The sequence below is a fragment of the Porphyromonas canoris genome, assembly GCF_000769115.1.
GTDB classification, from domain to species: Bacteria; Bacteroidota; Bacteroidia; order Bacteroidales; family Porphyromonadaceae; genus Porphyromonas_A; species Porphyromonas_A canoris.
On sequence record NZ_JQZV01000003.1, the window covers coordinates 205,551 to 222,635 of the forward strand.

General features: G+C 39.9%; 16 protein-coding genes and 3 tRNA genes. 15 read left to right on the plus strand and 4 right to left on the minus strand.

Annotated features, from left to right (window positions below; genetic code table 11):
* The first annotated feature begins 3 nt into the window (after positions 1 to 3).
* The 4 genes from HQ43_RS01585 to HQ43_RS01600 all read left to right on the plus strand — a co-directional run bounded on the left by HQ43_RS01585 (position 4) and on the right by HQ43_RS01600 (position 4,039).
* Positions 4 to 1,104: an LptF/LptG family permease gene (locus HQ43_RS01585; RefSeq protein ID WP_036788823.1), complete on the plus strand. Its 1,101-nt coding sequence runs from the start codon at positions 4 to 6 to the stop codon at positions 1,102 to 1,104.
* A gap of 9 nt (positions 1,105 to 1,113) precedes the next feature.
* Positions 1,114 to 3,360, plus strand: a complete 2,247-nt coding sequence (priA, locus tag HQ43_RS01590; RefSeq protein ID WP_036788825.1) for a replication restart helicase PriA — start codon at positions 1,114 to 1,116, stop codon at positions 3,358 to 3,360.
* Positions 3,361 to 3,377: 17 nt separating this feature from the next.
* A complete protein-coding gene (locus HQ43_RS01595) occupies positions 3,378 to 3,869 on the plus strand; it encodes a low molecular weight protein-tyrosine-phosphatase (RefSeq protein WP_036788827.1) in 492 nt (163 codons plus the stop codon).
* 86 nt (positions 3,870 to 3,955) lie between these two features.
* Positions 3,956 to 4,039 (plus strand) — tRNA-Leu (locus HQ43_RS01600).
* A gap of 86 nt (positions 4,040 to 4,125) precedes the next feature.
* On the opposite strand, the gene hemW is transcribed toward HQ43_RS01600, so the two are convergent.
* A complete protein-coding gene (hemW, locus tag HQ43_RS01605) occupies positions 4,126 to 5,271 on the minus strand; it encodes a radical SAM family heme chaperone HemW (protein WP_036788829.1) in 1,146 nt (381 codons plus the stop codon).
* Positions 5,272 to 5,541: 270 nt separating this feature from the next.
* Entirely contained in the window at positions 5,542 to 5,709 is a 168-nt protein-coding gene (locus HQ43_RS09620; protein ID WP_081964509.1) for a DUF362 domain-containing protein, read from the minus strand.
* A gap of 376 nt (positions 5,710 to 6,085) precedes the next feature.
* On the opposite strand from HQ43_RS09620, the gene HQ43_RS09625 reads away from it, so the two are divergent.
* The 4 genes from HQ43_RS09625 (at position 6,086) to HQ43_RS01620 (ending at position 9,072) form a co-directional block, all read left to right on the plus strand.
* The gene (locus HQ43_RS09625; RefSeq protein ID WP_081964510.1) at positions 6,086 to 6,319 is read left to right on the plus strand and encodes a 4Fe-4S binding protein; all 234 of its coding nucleotides are present in this window, start codon (positions 6,086 to 6,088) and stop codon (positions 6,317 to 6,319) included.
* Between the two features lie 71 nt (positions 6,320 to 6,390).
* Positions 6,391 to 7,476 carry a 3-methyl-2-oxobutanoate dehydrogenase subunit VorB gene (locus HQ43_RS01610; protein ID WP_036788831.1) on the plus strand — a complete coding sequence of 362 codons (1,086 nt, stop codon included), beginning with the start codon at positions 6,391 to 6,393 and terminating at the stop codon, positions 7,474 to 7,476.
* 237 nt (positions 7,477 to 7,713) lie between these two features.
* Entirely contained in the window at positions 7,714 to 8,475 is a 762-nt protein-coding gene (locus HQ43_RS01615) for a thiamine pyrophosphate-dependent enzyme (RefSeq protein WP_036788833.1), read from the plus strand.
* Positions 8,476 to 8,526: 51 nt separating this feature from the next.
* Complete coding sequence (locus HQ43_RS01620) at positions 8,527 to 9,072, plus strand: 2-oxoacid:acceptor oxidoreductase family protein (protein ID WP_036788835.1); 546 nt, start codon at positions 8,527 to 8,529, stop codon at positions 9,070 to 9,072.
* 150 nt (positions 9,073 to 9,222) lie between these two features.
* On the opposite strand, the gene HQ43_RS01625 is transcribed toward HQ43_RS01620, so the two are convergent.
* Positions 9,223 to 9,849, minus strand: a complete 627-nt coding sequence (locus HQ43_RS01625) for an aminotransferase class IV (RefSeq protein ID WP_036788837.1) — start codon at positions 9,847 to 9,849, stop codon at positions 9,223 to 9,225.
* Positions 9,842 to 10,822 carry an aminodeoxychorismate synthase component I gene (locus HQ43_RS01630; RefSeq protein ID WP_036789074.1) on the minus strand — a complete coding sequence of 327 codons (981 nt, stop codon included), beginning with the start codon at positions 10,820 to 10,822 and terminating at the stop codon, positions 9,842 to 9,844. Before HQ43_RS01630 ends, HQ43_RS01625 begins: the two co-directional genes overlap by 8 nt.
* 56 nt (positions 10,823 to 10,878) lie before the next feature.
* Between HQ43_RS01630 and HQ43_RS01635 the strand changes: the two genes are divergently transcribed.
* From HQ43_RS01635 to udk, 7 genes are all read left to right on the plus strand, one after another.
* A complete protein-coding gene (locus HQ43_RS01635; RefSeq protein WP_052089866.1) occupies positions 10,879 to 11,463 on the plus strand; it encodes an anthranilate synthase component II in 585 nt (194 codons plus the stop codon).
* 52 nt (positions 11,464 to 11,515) lie between these two features.
* Positions 11,516 to 11,587, plus strand: a tRNA-Met gene (locus HQ43_RS01640).
* Between the two features lie 176 nt (positions 11,588 to 11,763).
* Complete coding sequence (locus tag HQ43_RS01645) at positions 11,764 to 14,241, plus strand: TonB-dependent receptor (protein WP_036788839.1); 2,478 nt, start codon at positions 11,764 to 11,766, stop codon at positions 14,239 to 14,241.
* A gap of 326 nt (positions 14,242 to 14,567) precedes the next feature.
* The gene (locus HQ43_RS01650; RefSeq protein ID WP_036789078.1) at positions 14,568 to 15,152 is read left to right on the plus strand and encodes a superoxide dismutase; all 585 of its coding nucleotides are present in this window, start codon (positions 14,568 to 14,570) and stop codon (positions 15,150 to 15,152) included.
* Positions 15,153 to 15,357: 205 nt separating this feature from the next.
* Positions 15,358 to 15,840 (plus strand): 6,7-dimethyl-8-ribityllumazine synthase, encoded by a 483-nt coding sequence (gene ribH / locus HQ43_RS01655; protein WP_036788841.1) that lies wholly within the window; start codon positions 15,358 to 15,360, stop codon positions 15,838 to 15,840.
* Positions 15,841 to 15,912: 72 nt separating this feature from the next.
* Positions 15,913 to 15,995, plus strand: a tRNA-Tyr gene (locus HQ43_RS01660).
* 461 nt (positions 15,996 to 16,456) lie between these two features.
* Positions 16,457 to 17,083 (plus strand): uridine kinase, encoded by a 627-nt coding sequence (udk, locus tag HQ43_RS01665; RefSeq protein ID WP_369794002.1) that lies wholly within the window; start codon positions 16,457 to 16,459, stop codon positions 17,081 to 17,083.
* Positions 17,084 to 17,085 lie beyond the last annotated feature (2 nt).

Genomic DNA, 17,085 nt, shown 5'->3' on the forward strand with positions numbered 1-17,085 from the left:
ACGATGGCAAAGTTTTGGAGTAAAATAGGATTGACACGCTTAGATAGATATATAATAAAGCAGTTTCTCGGAACGTTTCTGTTTATTATATCCCTCATCATGGCTATAATCGTGGTGATAGATATTCAGGAGAAGATCTCCGAGTTTTCCAATCCGGAACTCACTCTGCGTGAGATCGTATTCAACTATTACATGGCTTTTATTCCATACTATGCCAACCTGCTTGCTCCGCTGTTTATCTTCCTTAGCGTTATATTCTTTACTTCCAAGCTGGCTAATAACTCCGAGATCATAGCCATGCAGTCTTCGGGGATGAGCTTGAAGCGTATCATGAAACCCTATATGATATCTGCAACGGTATTGGCATTCGCTACTTTTTTGCTCAGTAGCTATATCGTGCCCAAGCTGAATGTGGTAAGAATAGAGTTTCAGAACAGATATATCGATGATAAAAAGAACGTACATGGCTCCAATTTACAGGCAGAGGTAGCTCCCGGAGTCTTGGCATTTTTCTCTTCTTTCGATATTATCAATAATTCCGGAGGCTTTTTCTCTTTGGAAAAATTCGAGGGGAAAACATTGGTATCGAGATTAACCGCACAGATGGTAACGTATGACTCTCTTTATCACTGGACTCTTACAGACTATATGATACGAGATTTTGAAGGGCTTTACGAAAAGGTCTCAACAGGTACAGCCAAAGACACGGTAATCCCGATAACGCCAGCAGATCTGGTGATGTCCGATGAGGATAGTGAGCAGCTCACCACAGCGACATTAGGGAGGTATATAGACAGACAGAGAGATAGAGGCTTGGGAAGTATTCAACGCTTTCAGATAGAGTATCATCGGAGATTTGCCTCCATCCTGGCTGCATTTATATTGACCGTTATAGGAGCAACACTCTCTCTTAGAAAGGTTAAAGGTGGAATGGGGCTGAATATTGCAATAGGTTTAGCTCTTACCTTTACATATATATTGCTGTTTACATTTTTCAGTACCTACTCTGCTTCGGGAGCCATTCCGCCTGCTTTAGGAGCTTGGCTGCCTAATATCATATTCATTCCGGTTGCATTTTTCCTTTATATGAGGGCTCCTCGTTAATTATAACAGATGTATTATGTAGATGTCATAGTTCCGCTACTTGTTCCTACTCCATACACATACAGGGTGGAAGAGGAAACATTGGGAATTGATATTGGCTCCATAGTACGTGTTTATGTAGGAAAAATATTGTACACCGGGCTTGTTGTACAAAAAAGAGAGCTTCCTCCTCATGAGGGAATCTCCTACAAGAATGTCTCGGATGTTTTCCCCCTTCCTAAGATACCTCAATCCATAGTAAAGTTGTGGGAATGGATTTCTCTTTACTATATGTGTACGATGGGAGAGGTTTGGAAAGCTTGTCTTCCTTCTTCACTGGAAGAGAATATGCCGGAGTTGGATAATCGCACTCATAGAACCAGAACATTAGTTACTGTTTCGGAATCTTTTTTAGCCTCTCAAAAGGGAGAATTATGCCCTGATATAATAGTAGAAGAGTGGAAGCTATTTCTTCAGAGGTATTCCAAACGGAAGCAGATGATTCGAGTAGCTGCAGCTGTCAGAGAAGAAAAAAATATCCGTTATTTCACTCGTAGCTATATAGCTGAGAAGTACAATACTTCTCCGGAAATTGTTAAAAGTCTAATTGAGTCAGGCTTCCTAAGAATCGTAGATGCCTCGTCTGTATCTTCTTATACTCTTGTTATTCCTGAAGAGGAGCTGAAACAATCACAACAGGCATGGAGAAGATGTTTGGAACAATCCGCACAGAATATCCAAATTCAGTTAATACATGGGGAGTTTGACTATTCTGCTCCATATACAAGTTTACCTATTCATTGGATTGAGGAGAAAATAGAAGCCAAGGGAAATGTATTGCTTTTGTATCCTTCTGCCGAACTGCTTTATAAAGCTCTTCCATTTCTTCGGGTACTATTTCCGGAAAAAGTAGAACTCTATGATGCCAATAGTAGTGGAATACAGAAAGAGTCCGTGTGGAACAAGTCCCTATCGGAAGGTGGAGGTTATATTTTCGTCGGTGTTAGATCTGTCGTACTTCTTCCTATTGTCTCTCTTAAAGGAGTTATTGTATTGGGAGAAGAGGATAGTTCTTACAAACAGATAGAACCTAATCCCCGATACTCTGCAGTTCATACAGCTCTTATGATGGCTCGCCTCATGCGGAAAGAAGCAGATGTTTTACTTTGTTCAAGAACGCCTTCTTTAGAAAGTTGCATGCAAGCAAAGAAGGGAACATATAGATTGCTCTCTTTTGAGTATGTGGATCCTTCAAAGGATAGGGAGTGTAGCGTAGATGTTGTAGATCTACGCGAGGCTTTTGATAAGAATCGTGTGAATGGCAGGCTTCTCTCTTTTGAACTACAAAGTGCTATACAGAAGACACTCTCTGAATCTGGCAAAGTACTTATTCTGCATCACAGGTATGGTTATGCCAAGGGTATTAGCTGCGTTCAATGCGGTCATGTAGAAAACTGTCCGGATTGCAAGATTCCTCTTAAAATATACAAGGAGGGAGGAGAGCTTGTTTGTGCTATTTGTGGATACCATAAGCCGAAACCTGAGAAATGTTTAGAATGCGAGGGAAAAAGCTTAAAAGAGGAAGGAACAGGTATAGAGCGTTTGGCTGATGAGGTAAGAGAATTATACCCTAGTATCCCCATTAGAGTAGAGGACTCTAAATTCGATTCCGGATGGGAAGATGCCGACATCATTCTTTCTCCAAAGGGTCGTCCTTCATTTGCTCTACTTCATGGAGCCGATTGTATTGCTGTAACCAATCTTGATATTTTGTTTGCAAGACCAGACTTTCGGGCAGAAGAAAGAGTCTTTCAGTGTATGTACGAATGGAGATATACTCCAAAGCATTTGAAGAGAGTTGTAATTCAAACTTTCAATCCACATCATCCGGTTATAGATAATGTCCTAAGATCAGATCATGAAAGTTTTACTGCTATGGCTTTGAAGGAGAGACATTCTCTGCTGTATCCGCCTTTTTCTCGAATGATTTCTATCTCTGTGGAAAGTAAGGATCGGAGAGAAGCATTGGGGTACACTCGTGAGATGATATCCATGCTGGTATCTAACTTATCAGATTGCACTACTTTGGGCCCTGCTCCATTCCCGGTAAAAAAAGTAAATGCTTCCATAGGGTTTAGAATATGGGTAAAGGTGCCGGTACAATTTCCCATACAGGACGTCAAACAGATGATGGTACGGATACAGAATAGCGTGTATGCTCTTAATAGACCTTCGTCGAACTTGAGAGTCTTTTACGATGTGGACCCTGTATGGTAGTCTTATGATAAAATAATATGAAACAAAACAATAAACCGAAAAAGTGTATTTTATTTGTCTGTCTTGGTAATATCTGTCGTTCTGCTGCTGCGGAAGCCGTGGCTAAGAAGTTTTTGGAATCGAGAAGTACACGTTATGAGTATGTGATAGATTCTGCCGGAACTGCCGGATATCATGAGGGAGAAAAGGCAGATCCCAGAATGATATTTCATGGAAATAAAAGAGGGTATAACGTCGATTCCATATCAAGAAAAGTAAGGTATTCGGATTTTGAAAAGTTTGACTTGATTTTGCCTATGGATCATTCTAACAGAGATTACTTACTTTCTTTGGCTTGTACTGAAGAGGAGAGCAAGAAGATAAAGATGCTAACAGATTTTTGTAGTTCGGATAGAGCTTTTGATCATGTTCCGGATCCGTATTATGGAGGAGCCGAGGGGTTTGATCATGTGATAGATATACTTGAAGATGCCATTGGTAATCTTCTTAGAGAGATTGAGAATGAATAAAACAGCAGAATTGTTATTGTTTTTAGTGTATATCTATTGCAGTTTTCAATAATAATACTAACTTTGCAACGCAATAAGACAAAGATGCCCAGATGGCGGAATCGGTAGACGCGCTGGTCTCAAACACCAGTGGATTCACTTCCATCCCGGTTCGACCCCGGGTCTGGGTACAACAAAATATAGCCGTAGATAAGGAGGTCTACGGCTATATTTCTTTTGAGGATTCTTTTGTAAATGAACGATCTGACCAGAATACTTACTCCGAAACCATTTCTAATATTATAGCATCCATAAGTAGTATTCCATCGTATGTGAGAGCATAATGATTATTGAGGAGTTCTCGGATAAGACCACAAGAAATATTTTTGTCTATTACGTGCTTAACTCTATCATAAGAAGTTTTTCCATACTCCTTATAGATATAGTCAAGAGATATTCCATGTTGAAGAGTTCGCATTCGAGTTAATATATACTCTTCCAGAGACTCTTCATGAGATATAATCTCTGTGTGTCGTATATTCTCAGACAGCGGATTTTGAATGTATTTTACGATGGAGGGAGATATAGACCAACGAAGAGGATGAATATAGCCATGCGCAGATGGTCCAAAGGCTAAGTACGGTTTTCCAAACCAATATGCACTATTGTGTCTGCTTTCAAATCCCTTTTTTGCAAAAGCAGAGATCTCGTAAGGAATTAGTCCGTGAGATTCTGTGGAGGTGTACAGGTATTTGGCCATCTCAATACTTGTTTCTTCCGGAGTCTCTTGAAATTTTCCTCTTTTTCTAAAATACCACATTGGAGTTCCCTCCTCATAAATCAGATGGTACGCAGACAAGTGTGGTATATCAAGACTGAAAAGCTTATCCAAATCTTTTTTCCACATTTCTGATGTTTGACCGGGAAGACCATAAATAAGGTCAATGGATAGATTTTCTATTCCTGATCCTTTTATGGTATCAATCGCATGGATAGCCCCAATAGAGGTGTGGCTTCGAGAAATGGATTTTAATAGTTGATCATTAAAACTCTGTACTCCCATACTTATTCTATTGATACCAATATTTCGGTATTCTGAAAGATTTTTTTTACTTACCGATTCTGGATTTACCTCTATCGTAATCTCCGTTTCAGGCAAGACTTTGAAATATTTACGCAGGGATTCTATTATAGTGGCAATATCGGTATTAGAAAGGAGAGAAGGTGTTCCTCCCCCTATGTATATGGTTTCTATTTTATCTTGGGAATCCAATAGTCCATTATATTCCCTTGCTCTACCCTTTATCTCAAGTAGGAGAGATTGAATATATTGAGTCATGTAGCTCTTACTGACTACAGAATAGAAGTCACAGTAGGAACATTTCTTACTACAAAAAGGTACATGTATGTAGATACCTGCCATGGTTAGATTTGTGTCTGTTTGGAAAGAAATTCTTGTATGAAAAAAGATCCAAGCAGACAAAGGTACGTTATTTATGAGAAAGGAAATAAAGTTTGCTTCTACAGAGCAAGGTGTTTGTGTTTTTCAGTTTTACTAAATGAATCTGCCTTGTTTCTTTATATAAATCCTATGAGATTTAGTTCTAAAAGCTATAAAAACAATATACCCGACTTTTCCAAGAAAGTCGGGTATATATCAACACTCATCTAAGCCCAATATCACTATGGGCTATTATTGTTGTTCGATACTTTCTGTAGGGCAAACGGCTGCACAAGCACCACAATCTACGCAAGTATCAGGATCGATTACGTAGATATCGCCTTCGGAGATAGAGTCGGTAGGACACTCTGCCATACAAGTACCGCAAGCAATACAATTTCCATTAATCAAATAAGCCATAACTAAATGTTTTTGTAATAGTAATACCGGTTGTTTTTTGTTTATGCTGCAAATGTATGAAAGATATTTGATATACCCAAATATAGGTAGTTGTAATTAATTCTTGCAGTGGATTTGCTTGTCTTTTTCATTTGTATAATACCTATTTAATGCTATTGTATGTGATCTGCTTAAAATATTTGACAATGTGATGGTTAGGCTTTTTTTAGAGCAATAGGTGTAGATAACTATCTGCAAATTTAGTGTTAAAAACAAGAAATGGAGAAAAATATCAACTAAAATTCCTACCTTTGGATGGATTTCAAGATATAATAAAGAGAGATCGAATTACTATTACATAAACAACAATAAATTTAAATCTTAAATCACGCTTGATATGGCAAAAATCAAAGGCGCCGTGGTGGTGAATGAGCAAAGGTGTAAGGGTTGCAATCTTTGTGTAGTTTCTTGTCCAACATCAACACTTTCTCTACAACCTCATGAGGTGAATAGCAAGGGATATCACTATGCTTATATGGAAAATCCGGATAATTGCATCGGATGTTCTAATTGTGGTTTAGTATGTCCAGACGGGTGTATTACCGTTTACAGAATGAAAGTGGAAGGATGATTTGTGGCAAAAATATTCGGAAATAGAATACTTTTTGCTGTATCTATAGAACAAAAAGAAACGAAAAAGATATGTCTCAACAAGATATTCAATTGATGAAAGGCAATGAAGCCATTGCCAAGGCAGCTGTAAGGTATGGTTGCGATGGGTATTTTGGATACCCTATTACACCTCAGAGTGAGGTAATGGAAACTCTCATGGATGATGCTCCATGGGAAACAACTGGTATGGTGGTACTTCAAGCAGAAAGTGAAGTTGCTGCTATTAATATGGTCTATGGAGGAGCTGGTTGTGGTAAGCGAGTAATGACATCTTCTTCAAGCCCTGGTATGAGTTTGAAGCAAGAAGGTATTTCGTACATTGCAGGAGCTGAGCTCCCATGTCTTCTTTTGAATGTAATGCGTGGAGGTCCTGGTCTTGGTACTATTCAGCCCAGTCAAGCCGACTACTTTCAAACAGTCAAAGGTGGTGGACATGGGGATTACAGACTCATAACGCTTGCTCCGAATTCTGTGCAAGAAATGGCTGATTTTGTGGCTCTTGGGTTTGATCTTGCATTCAAATATCGTAATCCTGCTATCATTCTATCTGATGGCGTTATCGGTCAGATGATGGAGAAAGTTATTCTTCCTCCACAGCGTGAACGTATGACAGAAGAAGAGATTCGTGAAAAGTATCCATGGGCTACTGTCGGTAATACGCGCAATAAGCCTAATATTATTACCTCTTTGGAGCTTGATCCTAAAGTGATGGAAGAGAATAATCATCGCCTTCAAGCTAAATATGAAGCGATAGAGAAGAATGAAGTGCGTTACGAACTTACTCAATGTGAAGATGCAGACTATATTATAGTAGCGTTTGGATCAGCTAGTCGTATAGCAGGAAAAGCTCTTGAAATTGCTCGTGAAAATGGATATAAAGTTGGTTTGGTAAGACCTATAACTTTGTGGCCTTTCCCTTCAAAGATTATTTCAGAATTGGCGGATCGTTGTAAGGGATTTTTATCTGCAGAGTTGAATGCTGGTCAGATGGTAGAGGATGTAAGACTTGCCGTTAATGGTAAGGTTCCTGTTTACCATACCGGTCGTCAGGGAGGAATGATATTCTCTCCTGTTGAAATCTTTGAAGCTCTTAAGGAACGCTTTCCAAAGGCATAAATATTAAGAAGGTTGGAGAATTTGAATTCGTCACAAAGGAAGCTTTGATAAGTATTGGAATGAAGAAGTTGTATAGCATACTTACAATAGTATTTTATATTTTGGTTTTGGCTACTTTAGTTTTGTACTTTGCAGTACCGGAACAAAGACTCTTCTTTTTCACCACCGGTTTTACAGCTGTCTTTGTCAGGATTTTCCAATATATTATTCGTAACTTCATCTGAAATATATACCACAATGAATATTCAAGATATAATCAAGCCTGAGAACTTGGTCTATAAAAAACCGACACTTCTCAATGATACCACTATGCACTATTGCCCCGGTTGTAGTCATGGAGTGGTACACAAACTTGTAGCTGAAGTTTTAGAGGAAATGGGCTACGCAGATAAAACAATCGGTATAGCACCGGTTGGATGTGCTGTGTTTGCCTATCGCTATATTGATATTGACTGGCAAGAGGCCGCTCATGGTAGAGCTCCTGCCTTGGCAACGGCGATAAAGAGACTTATGCCGGAAAAACTTGTGTTTACATATCAAGGGGATGGGGACTTGGCAGCTATCGGTACAGCTGAAACTATTCATGCTGCGAACAGAGGCGAGAATATTGCCATAATATTTATCAATAATGGTATTTATGGTATGACCGGAGGGCAGATGGCACCTACCACACTTCCCGGAATGAAAACAGCTACCTCTCCGCAAGGGCGTACTGTTGAAATGAATGGTTATCCGCTTAAGATAGGAAATCTTCTTGCTCAGCTTGATGGCACTTGCTATGTAACACGTCAGGCTGTTCATAAACCGGCTAATGTGCGTAAGACAAAAGCCGCCATAAAGAAAGCGTTCCAAAACTCTCTCGATGGCAAAGGAACTTCTATCGTAGAGGTGGTATCTACTTGTAACTCTGGTTGGAAACTTTCTCCTGCAAAATCCAATGAATGGATGGAAGAGAATATGTTCCCAATGTATCCTCTCGGAGACCTTAAGAATGAGTAAAATTGGTAGAGGAAAAACAGAGTACTTAACTATACTAAAAGAATACGAACCATGACTTGTGAAATACTAATAGCCGGCTTTGGCGGACAGGGTGTACTATCAATGGGTAAAATATTGGCTTACTCTGGACTTATGGGAGGAAAAGAAGTTTCTTGGATGCCTGCTTATGGTCCGGAACAACGTGGTGGTACAGCCAATGTTACCGTTATAGTGAGTGATGATAAGGTAAGCTCTCCGATTCTTAACTCCTATGATATTGTAGTAGTGTTGAATCAACCTTCATTGGATAAGTTTTTGAATTCGGTAAAGCCAGGAGGTATCTTGATTTATGATGATAACTCTATCCCCGTACCTCCTAAAAGAGATGATATCAATATTTATCTTGTAGAAGGAGTTAAGGCTTCCGTAGAGATGGCGAATGATAAGGTTTTCAATATGATTATTCTTGGAGGTCTTTTGAAAGTTGCTCCTATTGTGGATTTGCAACACATCACCTTGGGACTTAAGAAATCTCTTCCTGAAAGACACCACAAACTTATTCCGATGAATGAGGAGGCCATTAAGAAGGGAATGGAAATTATCAAGAAGATAAACTAAGGTAATAAAGATCCATAGAGGATCTTCTCGTAAAAAAAAATGATGCGAGAAAGGAGCTTGAAACCTCTTTTCTCGCATTTTTTTGATTCCGTTACAGACTTACTTTATTAAGTACCATTTGAGGTTATGAGACAGAGTAATAAATCTCTTCTATTGTGTAATAGAAGTATTCCGTAAAGAGAGAGTGCCTAATGGCATTAGGGCATTGATTAAGTGGATAGTACAAGGTATATATATATCTTCCAGAGTAATTTTAGCCTCTTGTATTACTCCTTTTTTTAGTAGGGATGCTCTTTGAGTCCCTTTAAGTAGAGGAGTTGACGGAGTTTTATAAATACCGGACTTCTCTATTACAATATTGGTATAGCTCGTGTCAGATATAAATCCATCAGGTGTAACAATGATGATTTCATCGTTTGGCTGTAATCCTTCTTTTAGATTTTCAAAGGATTCTCTATTGGCATATTTGAAGTTGTACCAAGATAGATCTTTTACATAAACAGGTATAAGTCTTTCTATTTTTCTTGTGCTATATTTTGATAGAGATATCTGCTTAATCGTTTCTCTATACGTTATAGTACACTTATATAGAGAGGTAGGATCAGACAAAACCACATCTGTATCTAATCTTTCTTTTATTTCCTCCCATGATGGGGGAGAGAAGTGATGAGCTACCCCTGTTGCGTACATTCTTTCTTGATGGAACTCTAAGTTATTCACTACTCCACCACGAATGGATAATGTTTCAATAAAAAGTGGGGCAGATCCGTTAAACATGGGGGATATAGATTTTTTGAATAATTTCGCGATATTCGTTTTCTACAACAGAGTTAATTGTAATACCTCCTCCACTCCTGAAGAAGAGACTCCCTCCCTCTTTCTCTATATAACGGATTATTACTCCTGTATCCATCGTTTCTCCGTTAAACATTCCCATAATTCCGGTATAATATCCTCTTGTTTGCTGTTCTGCCTCACGTATGATTTGCAGAGTAGCCTCTTTAGGAGCTCCCGATATGGAACCGGCAGGAAGAAGAGTGTCTATAATATCTCCAATGCTCTCTTTCCAGTTTGGAGATAAAGTCCCGGTTATGGTTGAACTTACTTGTAATAGCTCTCCTTGAGGAGATATTATCTTATCTATGTATCTAAAGTGTTCTACTTTTACATTATGTGCAACCATATTTAAGTCATTCCGGATAAGATCGACAATTGTATGATGCTCTGCAGTCTCTTTATAGTCAGATAAAATCACCTCCTTGGCATTGGGAATAGTCGCATCTATCGTCCCCTTCATCGGATGAGCAGAGATTTTTCCATGTTCATCTATTGAAATAAATGTTTCCGGAGAGAAGCATACCCACTTGTCAGGAACATACATCTTGTATTTTGCCTTGGAATATACAAAGACCTCCTTCAGAGAATGAGGTAAAGATATGGGTGTTCTTACGGTCAAATTAGTAAGAAATGTATCTCCTCTCATCAATCCTTCCATCACTCTATTAAAGCGTTTGGTATAACTTTCTAACGACTCCGGGATTGCTTTTAGAGTCAAAGGACATTTTTCAAAAGCGTTAGGATAGTTAGAGTACTTCTGAATAGAGTATAGAACATCCGTTTGTTTATTAGGATGAGGTAGGATCAAACCTGCAGATTTTTCAAAATTAACGGCAAAAATAAAGGGAGTATTCGTGGCTCCCAATCTGTTCATCTCTTCTATAAGAGAATTGTAAGATATCTCTGTTATCATGCTCTCTATACCTTGCTTGGTATGCAAATATAGTGTATTTTTGGGCAAAAATAGCTATGAAGCGAATTAGAGTTCTTATTATCAATCATCATGACTCATTTGTGTACAACTTAGTACAGATTGTGAGAGAGTTCGGGATGTGCGACTACACAATAGTAAATGAAGAAGATCTCTCTTCCTCATGGCATTTGTTTTCCACTCATACCCACATTTTGCTTTCACCTGGTCCGGGATTACCTTATGAGTATGATAGGCTTTTAGAAGTGGTACGAACTTTTGCTCCAACTCATTCCATATTGGGTGTCTGTCTTGGGTTGCAAGCCATGGTTTTGGCTTTAGGAGGTAAGCTTGAATGCCTTACCTCTCCAAAGCATGGGCATGCCGGGATATTGGAGATTCTTAATAAAGATTCTCTTCTGTTGGCTCATTTGGATTTACCTGTTTGGGTTGGTAGATACCATTCATGGGTTGCCGACAAGAAGAGTTTACCCAAAGATTTTTCGGTAGATGCTCTTGATGATGAGGGGAATATAGCAGTTTTATCTCATGCTAAATTTAGGATGTGGGGCGTACAATTTCACCCCGAATCTATTATGACTCCACAAGGAAGAAAGATGATTGAAGCATGGTTGCTGAGTTAGAGGATTTGGTGGTTTCAGAATTTCTTTCTACCTTTGCAACGCAAAACGAAATCGCGGAGTGGAGCAGTGGCAGCTCGTTGGGCTCATAACCCAAAGGTCGTAGGTTCGAATCCTGCCTCCGCAACTAAGTAGAAGACCTGGTCCAAGTTATGGATTGGGTCTTTTCTTTGTTATAATGTTACTATGTTTTAAGGCTATAAATTCACTAAAAAAAGGTATTGCCCATATTGAACAAAACATTGAAATTTGCGAAACTTACTGACATCAAACAATAAAACATTTATAATAGAGAAAGAACTCATGAAGAAAATTTCATTTTTACTTGGAGCCTTACTCGTTTCATTGCCCGTGGCTCAGGCAAATGTTTCTACTACTTCGGTGGTAGAGCAGGCTCCCCACAAGCATTATAAGCTTTCGGGAAAAGTTATAGATGCATCCACACAAAAACCATTGCCATACGTTGTTGTTAGAGTAGTGGGATCAAGCGATGGTGCATCTGCGAAGAAGGATGGAACATTCGTAATGGAGGAGCTTCATCGCCCTCAAGGTAAACTTCGTATAGTCCTAATGGGTTATAAGACTCAAGAGTTTGACTATGATGTAACGAAGAAGAGCGAAATTATATTGGCTCTTGAACCTTCTGTATTTAATATAGACGAAGTCGTGGTCTCTGCCAACAGGACAGAAACAAAGCGCAGGCAGGCTCCTGTATTAGTAAATGTAACAGACGCTAAGCTTTTTGAGGCAACCGCTTCTGTCAACTTGGATCAAGCATTGAAGTTTAATCCCGGTGTAAGAGTTGAAGACAACTGTCAAAACTGCGGTTTTAATCAAGTTAGAATCAACGGATTGGATGGACCATATTCACAAGTAGTTATCAACTCCAGAAGTATTTTTAGCTCACTGGCAGGAGTTTATGGCTTGGAAATGTTCCCAACAGAGATGATCGATAGAGTGGAAGTAGTGCGTGGTGGCGGTTCTGCTATTTTTGGATCCAGCGCCATCGGCGGTACAATAAATATTATTACGAAGGCACCAAGTAGGAATATGACTACTGTCTCTTACAACACAGAGCTGTATCAAGACAATTGGACTAAGCCTATGCACAATGCAAACTTTTTCTCATCCGTTGTCTCTTCGGATCTCCAAAGCGGTATCTCCGTGTATGGTCGTATGAAAGAGAGAGACGGTATAGATGTTGTACGTCCCGGAAGTTTGGTAAAAGCCGATAAGGATTTGGGAACAAAGGATGGACAAGATGGATATTCCGAACTTCCAAAGTTGAAAAGCGTAACTGTAGGTACTTCTGCATTTTTGAATCCTTGGCATCAGGGGAAACTTTCTCTTGACTATTTCTATACACAAGAAGACAGACGCGGTGGTAACAACTTGGAAAAGCCGGAACATGAAGCAAATATTGCTGAAAGCTTGAAGCACAATATTCATACAGGTATTCTTCGTTTGGATCAATATGTTGCGGATGGAGCCGGTTTTATCACTGCTTTTGGAGCGGTAAGCCACACACTTCGCCGTAGCTATTATGGTGGAGGCCCTGTTACTCCGGACAACTTGGTAGGATCCAATCCTATTTCTCCCGAAGATGCAGCAAAAGGATTAGGAGCTTATGGATTGACTAAAGACCTTACAGCCCAAATGGGATTGCAATATGTACACAATTTTCAAAAGCTTCTTTTCATGCCTTCAGCATTGACTGTTGGAGGAGAATATACATACAACAGACTTAATGACAGCAGTGGAAACAGACCATTGGCAATAGGACAGCACACTCGCACTTCCAGTCTTTTTGCTCAAAACGAGTGGAAGAATGACAAGCTCGGTTTCCTTTTGGGCTTGCGTTACGATCACGTAGGATTATCAACGGATGAGAAGCATGCGAAGTTAGGACTGAGCACTCTTGATATTCTTACTCCTCGTGCCACACTACGCTATAATCCTACGGAAGATATCAATATTCGTCTTTCTTACGCAGAAGGTTTCCGTGCTCCTGCATACTTTGAAGAAGAGTTGCACGTAGCTTTTGCCAATGGAGAAGGAAAGCCTCGTATATTGTCTCCTGACCTCAGAGAAGAGCGCTCTAATAGCTTTACCGGTTCTGTGGATTACTATACAACACTTTCGGACAATATCTCTCTCAATTTGATGTTGGAAGGGTTCTACACCAGAATTTTCAATAAGTTTGTTGCCGTAGAAAAAGAGGATTATACCTATGTACAGAATGTCGATGAAGACGGGCACAAGGTAAATGCTTCTGTTTATGGTGCCAACTTTGAAATGAGATTAGCTTACAAAAAGCTGACATCACTTCAGTTGGGTTATACTGTTCAGCGCAGCTTGTTCGATCGTCCGCAACGTGCAATAGAAGATGTGGATAAGAAGAAAGAGTTTATGAGAACTCCGAATCAATACGGATACTTTGTGTGGAGTTTGACACCGACAGACAGATTTTCATTTAACCTTACCGGAGACTTCACCGGCTCTATGTATGTTCCTCACGAACACGGAGACAAGGAAGGTGTTTATATCACCAATGATGGAGAAAATAAGATTGTCTTTACCTCTCCGTTCTTTGCTTTGAACACGAAAGTAGCGTATAAGTTTGCATTCGGATCTACGGATATGGAAGTAAACTTCGGTATCAACAATCTTTTGAATGCTTACCAAAAAGACTTCGATGAAGGTCCAAACCGTGCTTCGGCTTATGTTTATGGTCCTAAATCACCAAGAAGCATCTTTGCCGGTATAAAGTTGAGCTTGTAATCTGATCCGATCTCTCAGCCATTATTTCTCTCTTTGTGAGGAGGTGGCTGAGAGATTGTTTTATGGCTCAATCGTTTATAAATAAGGCTCGCATCGTTTTTTTTATTATATTTGCATACGGAAAATCGAAGGCACGAGTTCTATATAAAATATTAAGCCAAATGAGACGGATTTTTACGCTCTCTTGTGCATTCTTTCTGCTTGGGACATCTCTTTTTAGCTGTTCACAGAAAGCGGTCGAAGAAGAAACAGGAGAAACCAAAAACAACACAGAGATCACGGCAGCTGCCGACTCTGAAATTATTAACACAAAAACACAAGATAGTATGGTATTTGAACTTTTGAAACTGCCTTATGCAACAGATGCATTGGCTCCTGTAATAAGCAAGCGCACAGTAGAACTACACCATGGCAAGCACCTTCAAGCCTATGTAGACAATCTTAACAAGCTGCTTCCGGGCTCCGGATTGGAAGGTAAAGAGCTTATCGAGATCGTGAAGTCTTCCGATGGTGGTATCTTCAACAATGCAGGACAGATCTTGAATCATAACCTCTATTTCACACAGTTTTCTCCTAATGGAGGTGAAAACCCTAAGGGAGAATTGGGTGCTGCGATAGATGCTACATGGGGATCTTTTGACGCATTCAAGGCAGAGTTTAAGACAAAAGCAACTACTCTTTTCGGTTCAGGCTGGGCATGGCTTGCTTGCGATAAGGATGGTAAGCTTGTTATTACTCAAGATAAGAACGGTAGCAACCCTGTGGTGGACAACTTGATTCCTCTTATGGGAATTGATGTTTGGGAACATGCTTACTACCTGGATTATGAAAACAAGAGAGCAGACCATATAGACGCCGTTTGGAGCATTATCGACTGGAATGTGGTAAACGAACGCTACATTGCAAGATAAGCCCCGACAGACAGAAGAGTATTTTACAAACAACGTAGAATTATAAAAAGATAAAGGCCTGCATTTCTTACACAGAAAGAGGAAATGCAGGCTTCTATTTTGCTTATTCCTTACCTCCTGATCTCATAAAAAGGTTTCGAGATAAGATCAGAGTCTTTTCAACGAATAATTGAGGTGGAATGGCAGCTCACAAACTAAAACATTTATGGCAACAAAGAATCAGAATCTTTCTTCTTATGACCCCGAATCAGTCCCTTTTGCGGGAGGCTTAAAGATCGCTATTACTGTCGCAAGATGGAATTCCAATATTACCTATGCACTTCTTGATGGGGCAATATCTGCTCTAAAGGAGCATGGAGTGGAGAGTCAAGACATAGATGTCTTCTATGTGCCGGGTACATTTGAACTTGTTCACTCTTCTGCTTCTCTTGTACGAATGGAGAAGTATGATGCTGTCATAGCCATAGGCTGTGTCATTCAAGGGGAAACGCCTCACTTTACATTCATATCCGATGCTGTGGCAAACGGGTTGGCGTCCCTGAATATGAACTCATCTGTCCCGGTAATATTCGGTGTCCTTACAACGGATAATATGGAGCAGGCAGAAGAAAGAGCCGGAGGAAAGCATGGAAACAAGGGTGTGGAAGCCGGAATAACAGCCATACAAATGGCAAAGCTGTTTGGCTAAATCGGAGAAATATTCTACCTTTGCGGGGCAAATAGGGGAGACGAAGCATAATGCCTCTACTATTTGCACATTGGGCAGTTTCCAGAGTGGCCAAATGGGGCTGACTGTAACTCAGCTGACGTTCGTCTTCGGTGGTTCGAATCCATCACTGCCCACTTCTCTACGTAAGATAGAGTTGTTGCAAAGCAACAAACTGAAGGTTGAAGAGCTACTCCATGAGATAGTTATCTTTAGCCTTTTTTGTTTGTCTGTACTGACCCTTTTGCTTGAAGATGGTTTCCTTCTTTTTGTAGACAGGTTTAGAAAATATCCTGTACCTGTTCACAGATATTGTTTATCGTATTCAGAGGTGTAAATCAAGGCTCGATTTGTGCAAATCAAGGCTTGAAACATAAGAATCAAAGCATGAGAGCTAGAAATCAAGTCTTGAATTGCAGAGTTATCAGGCATTACACGATTATTTATCCGGCTTAAATATATTTTATAAACAGGTTAAGAGCAAGTTTGCTACCGGAGAGAAAACAAAGTAGGGACGGTTGGCAAATGGTCCGAATTGTGTACGCTTCTCTTTTTTTTTACCTTTGTCGGATGAGATAAAAGTCACGAAAGTAGCTGTATGATGGATAAACATAACAATACAACCGTAATAGGAGTGGCAGGAGGTTCGGCTTCGGGAAAGTCCACTCTTGTGAACAGACTTCTTGAAGCCTTTAGTGATGAGTCGGTGGTGATAATCAGCCATGACTATTACTATAAAGCAAATGATGATCTTACCATGGAAGAGCGCGTAAAGCAAAACTATGATCATCCCTCTTCTTTCGATACAGACATGCTTATACAGCATATCCGCCTGCTCAAAAGCGGTATTCCTGTGCGTCGTCCGGTCTATTCGTTCAAAGAGCACAACAGAATGTCCGAAACCGTCTTGGTAAAGCCGGCAAGAGTGATCATACTGGATGGCATTTTGATTTTGGAGAATAAACAGCTTCGGGACTTAATGGATATCAAGATTTTTGTCGATACAGATGCCGATGTGCGTTTGGGAAGAAGGCTTGTTCGTGATGTGCAAGAGAGGGGAAGAGATATGGATTCGGTTTTGACCCAATATTTCTCTACCGTAAAGCCGATGCACGATGAGTTTGTGGAGCCATCCAAGAGATATGCACATCTTATCATTCCGGAGGGAGGCTTCAACTCCGTTGCGCTCACATTTTTAATAGAGAACATAAAAACTCTTTTATAGGA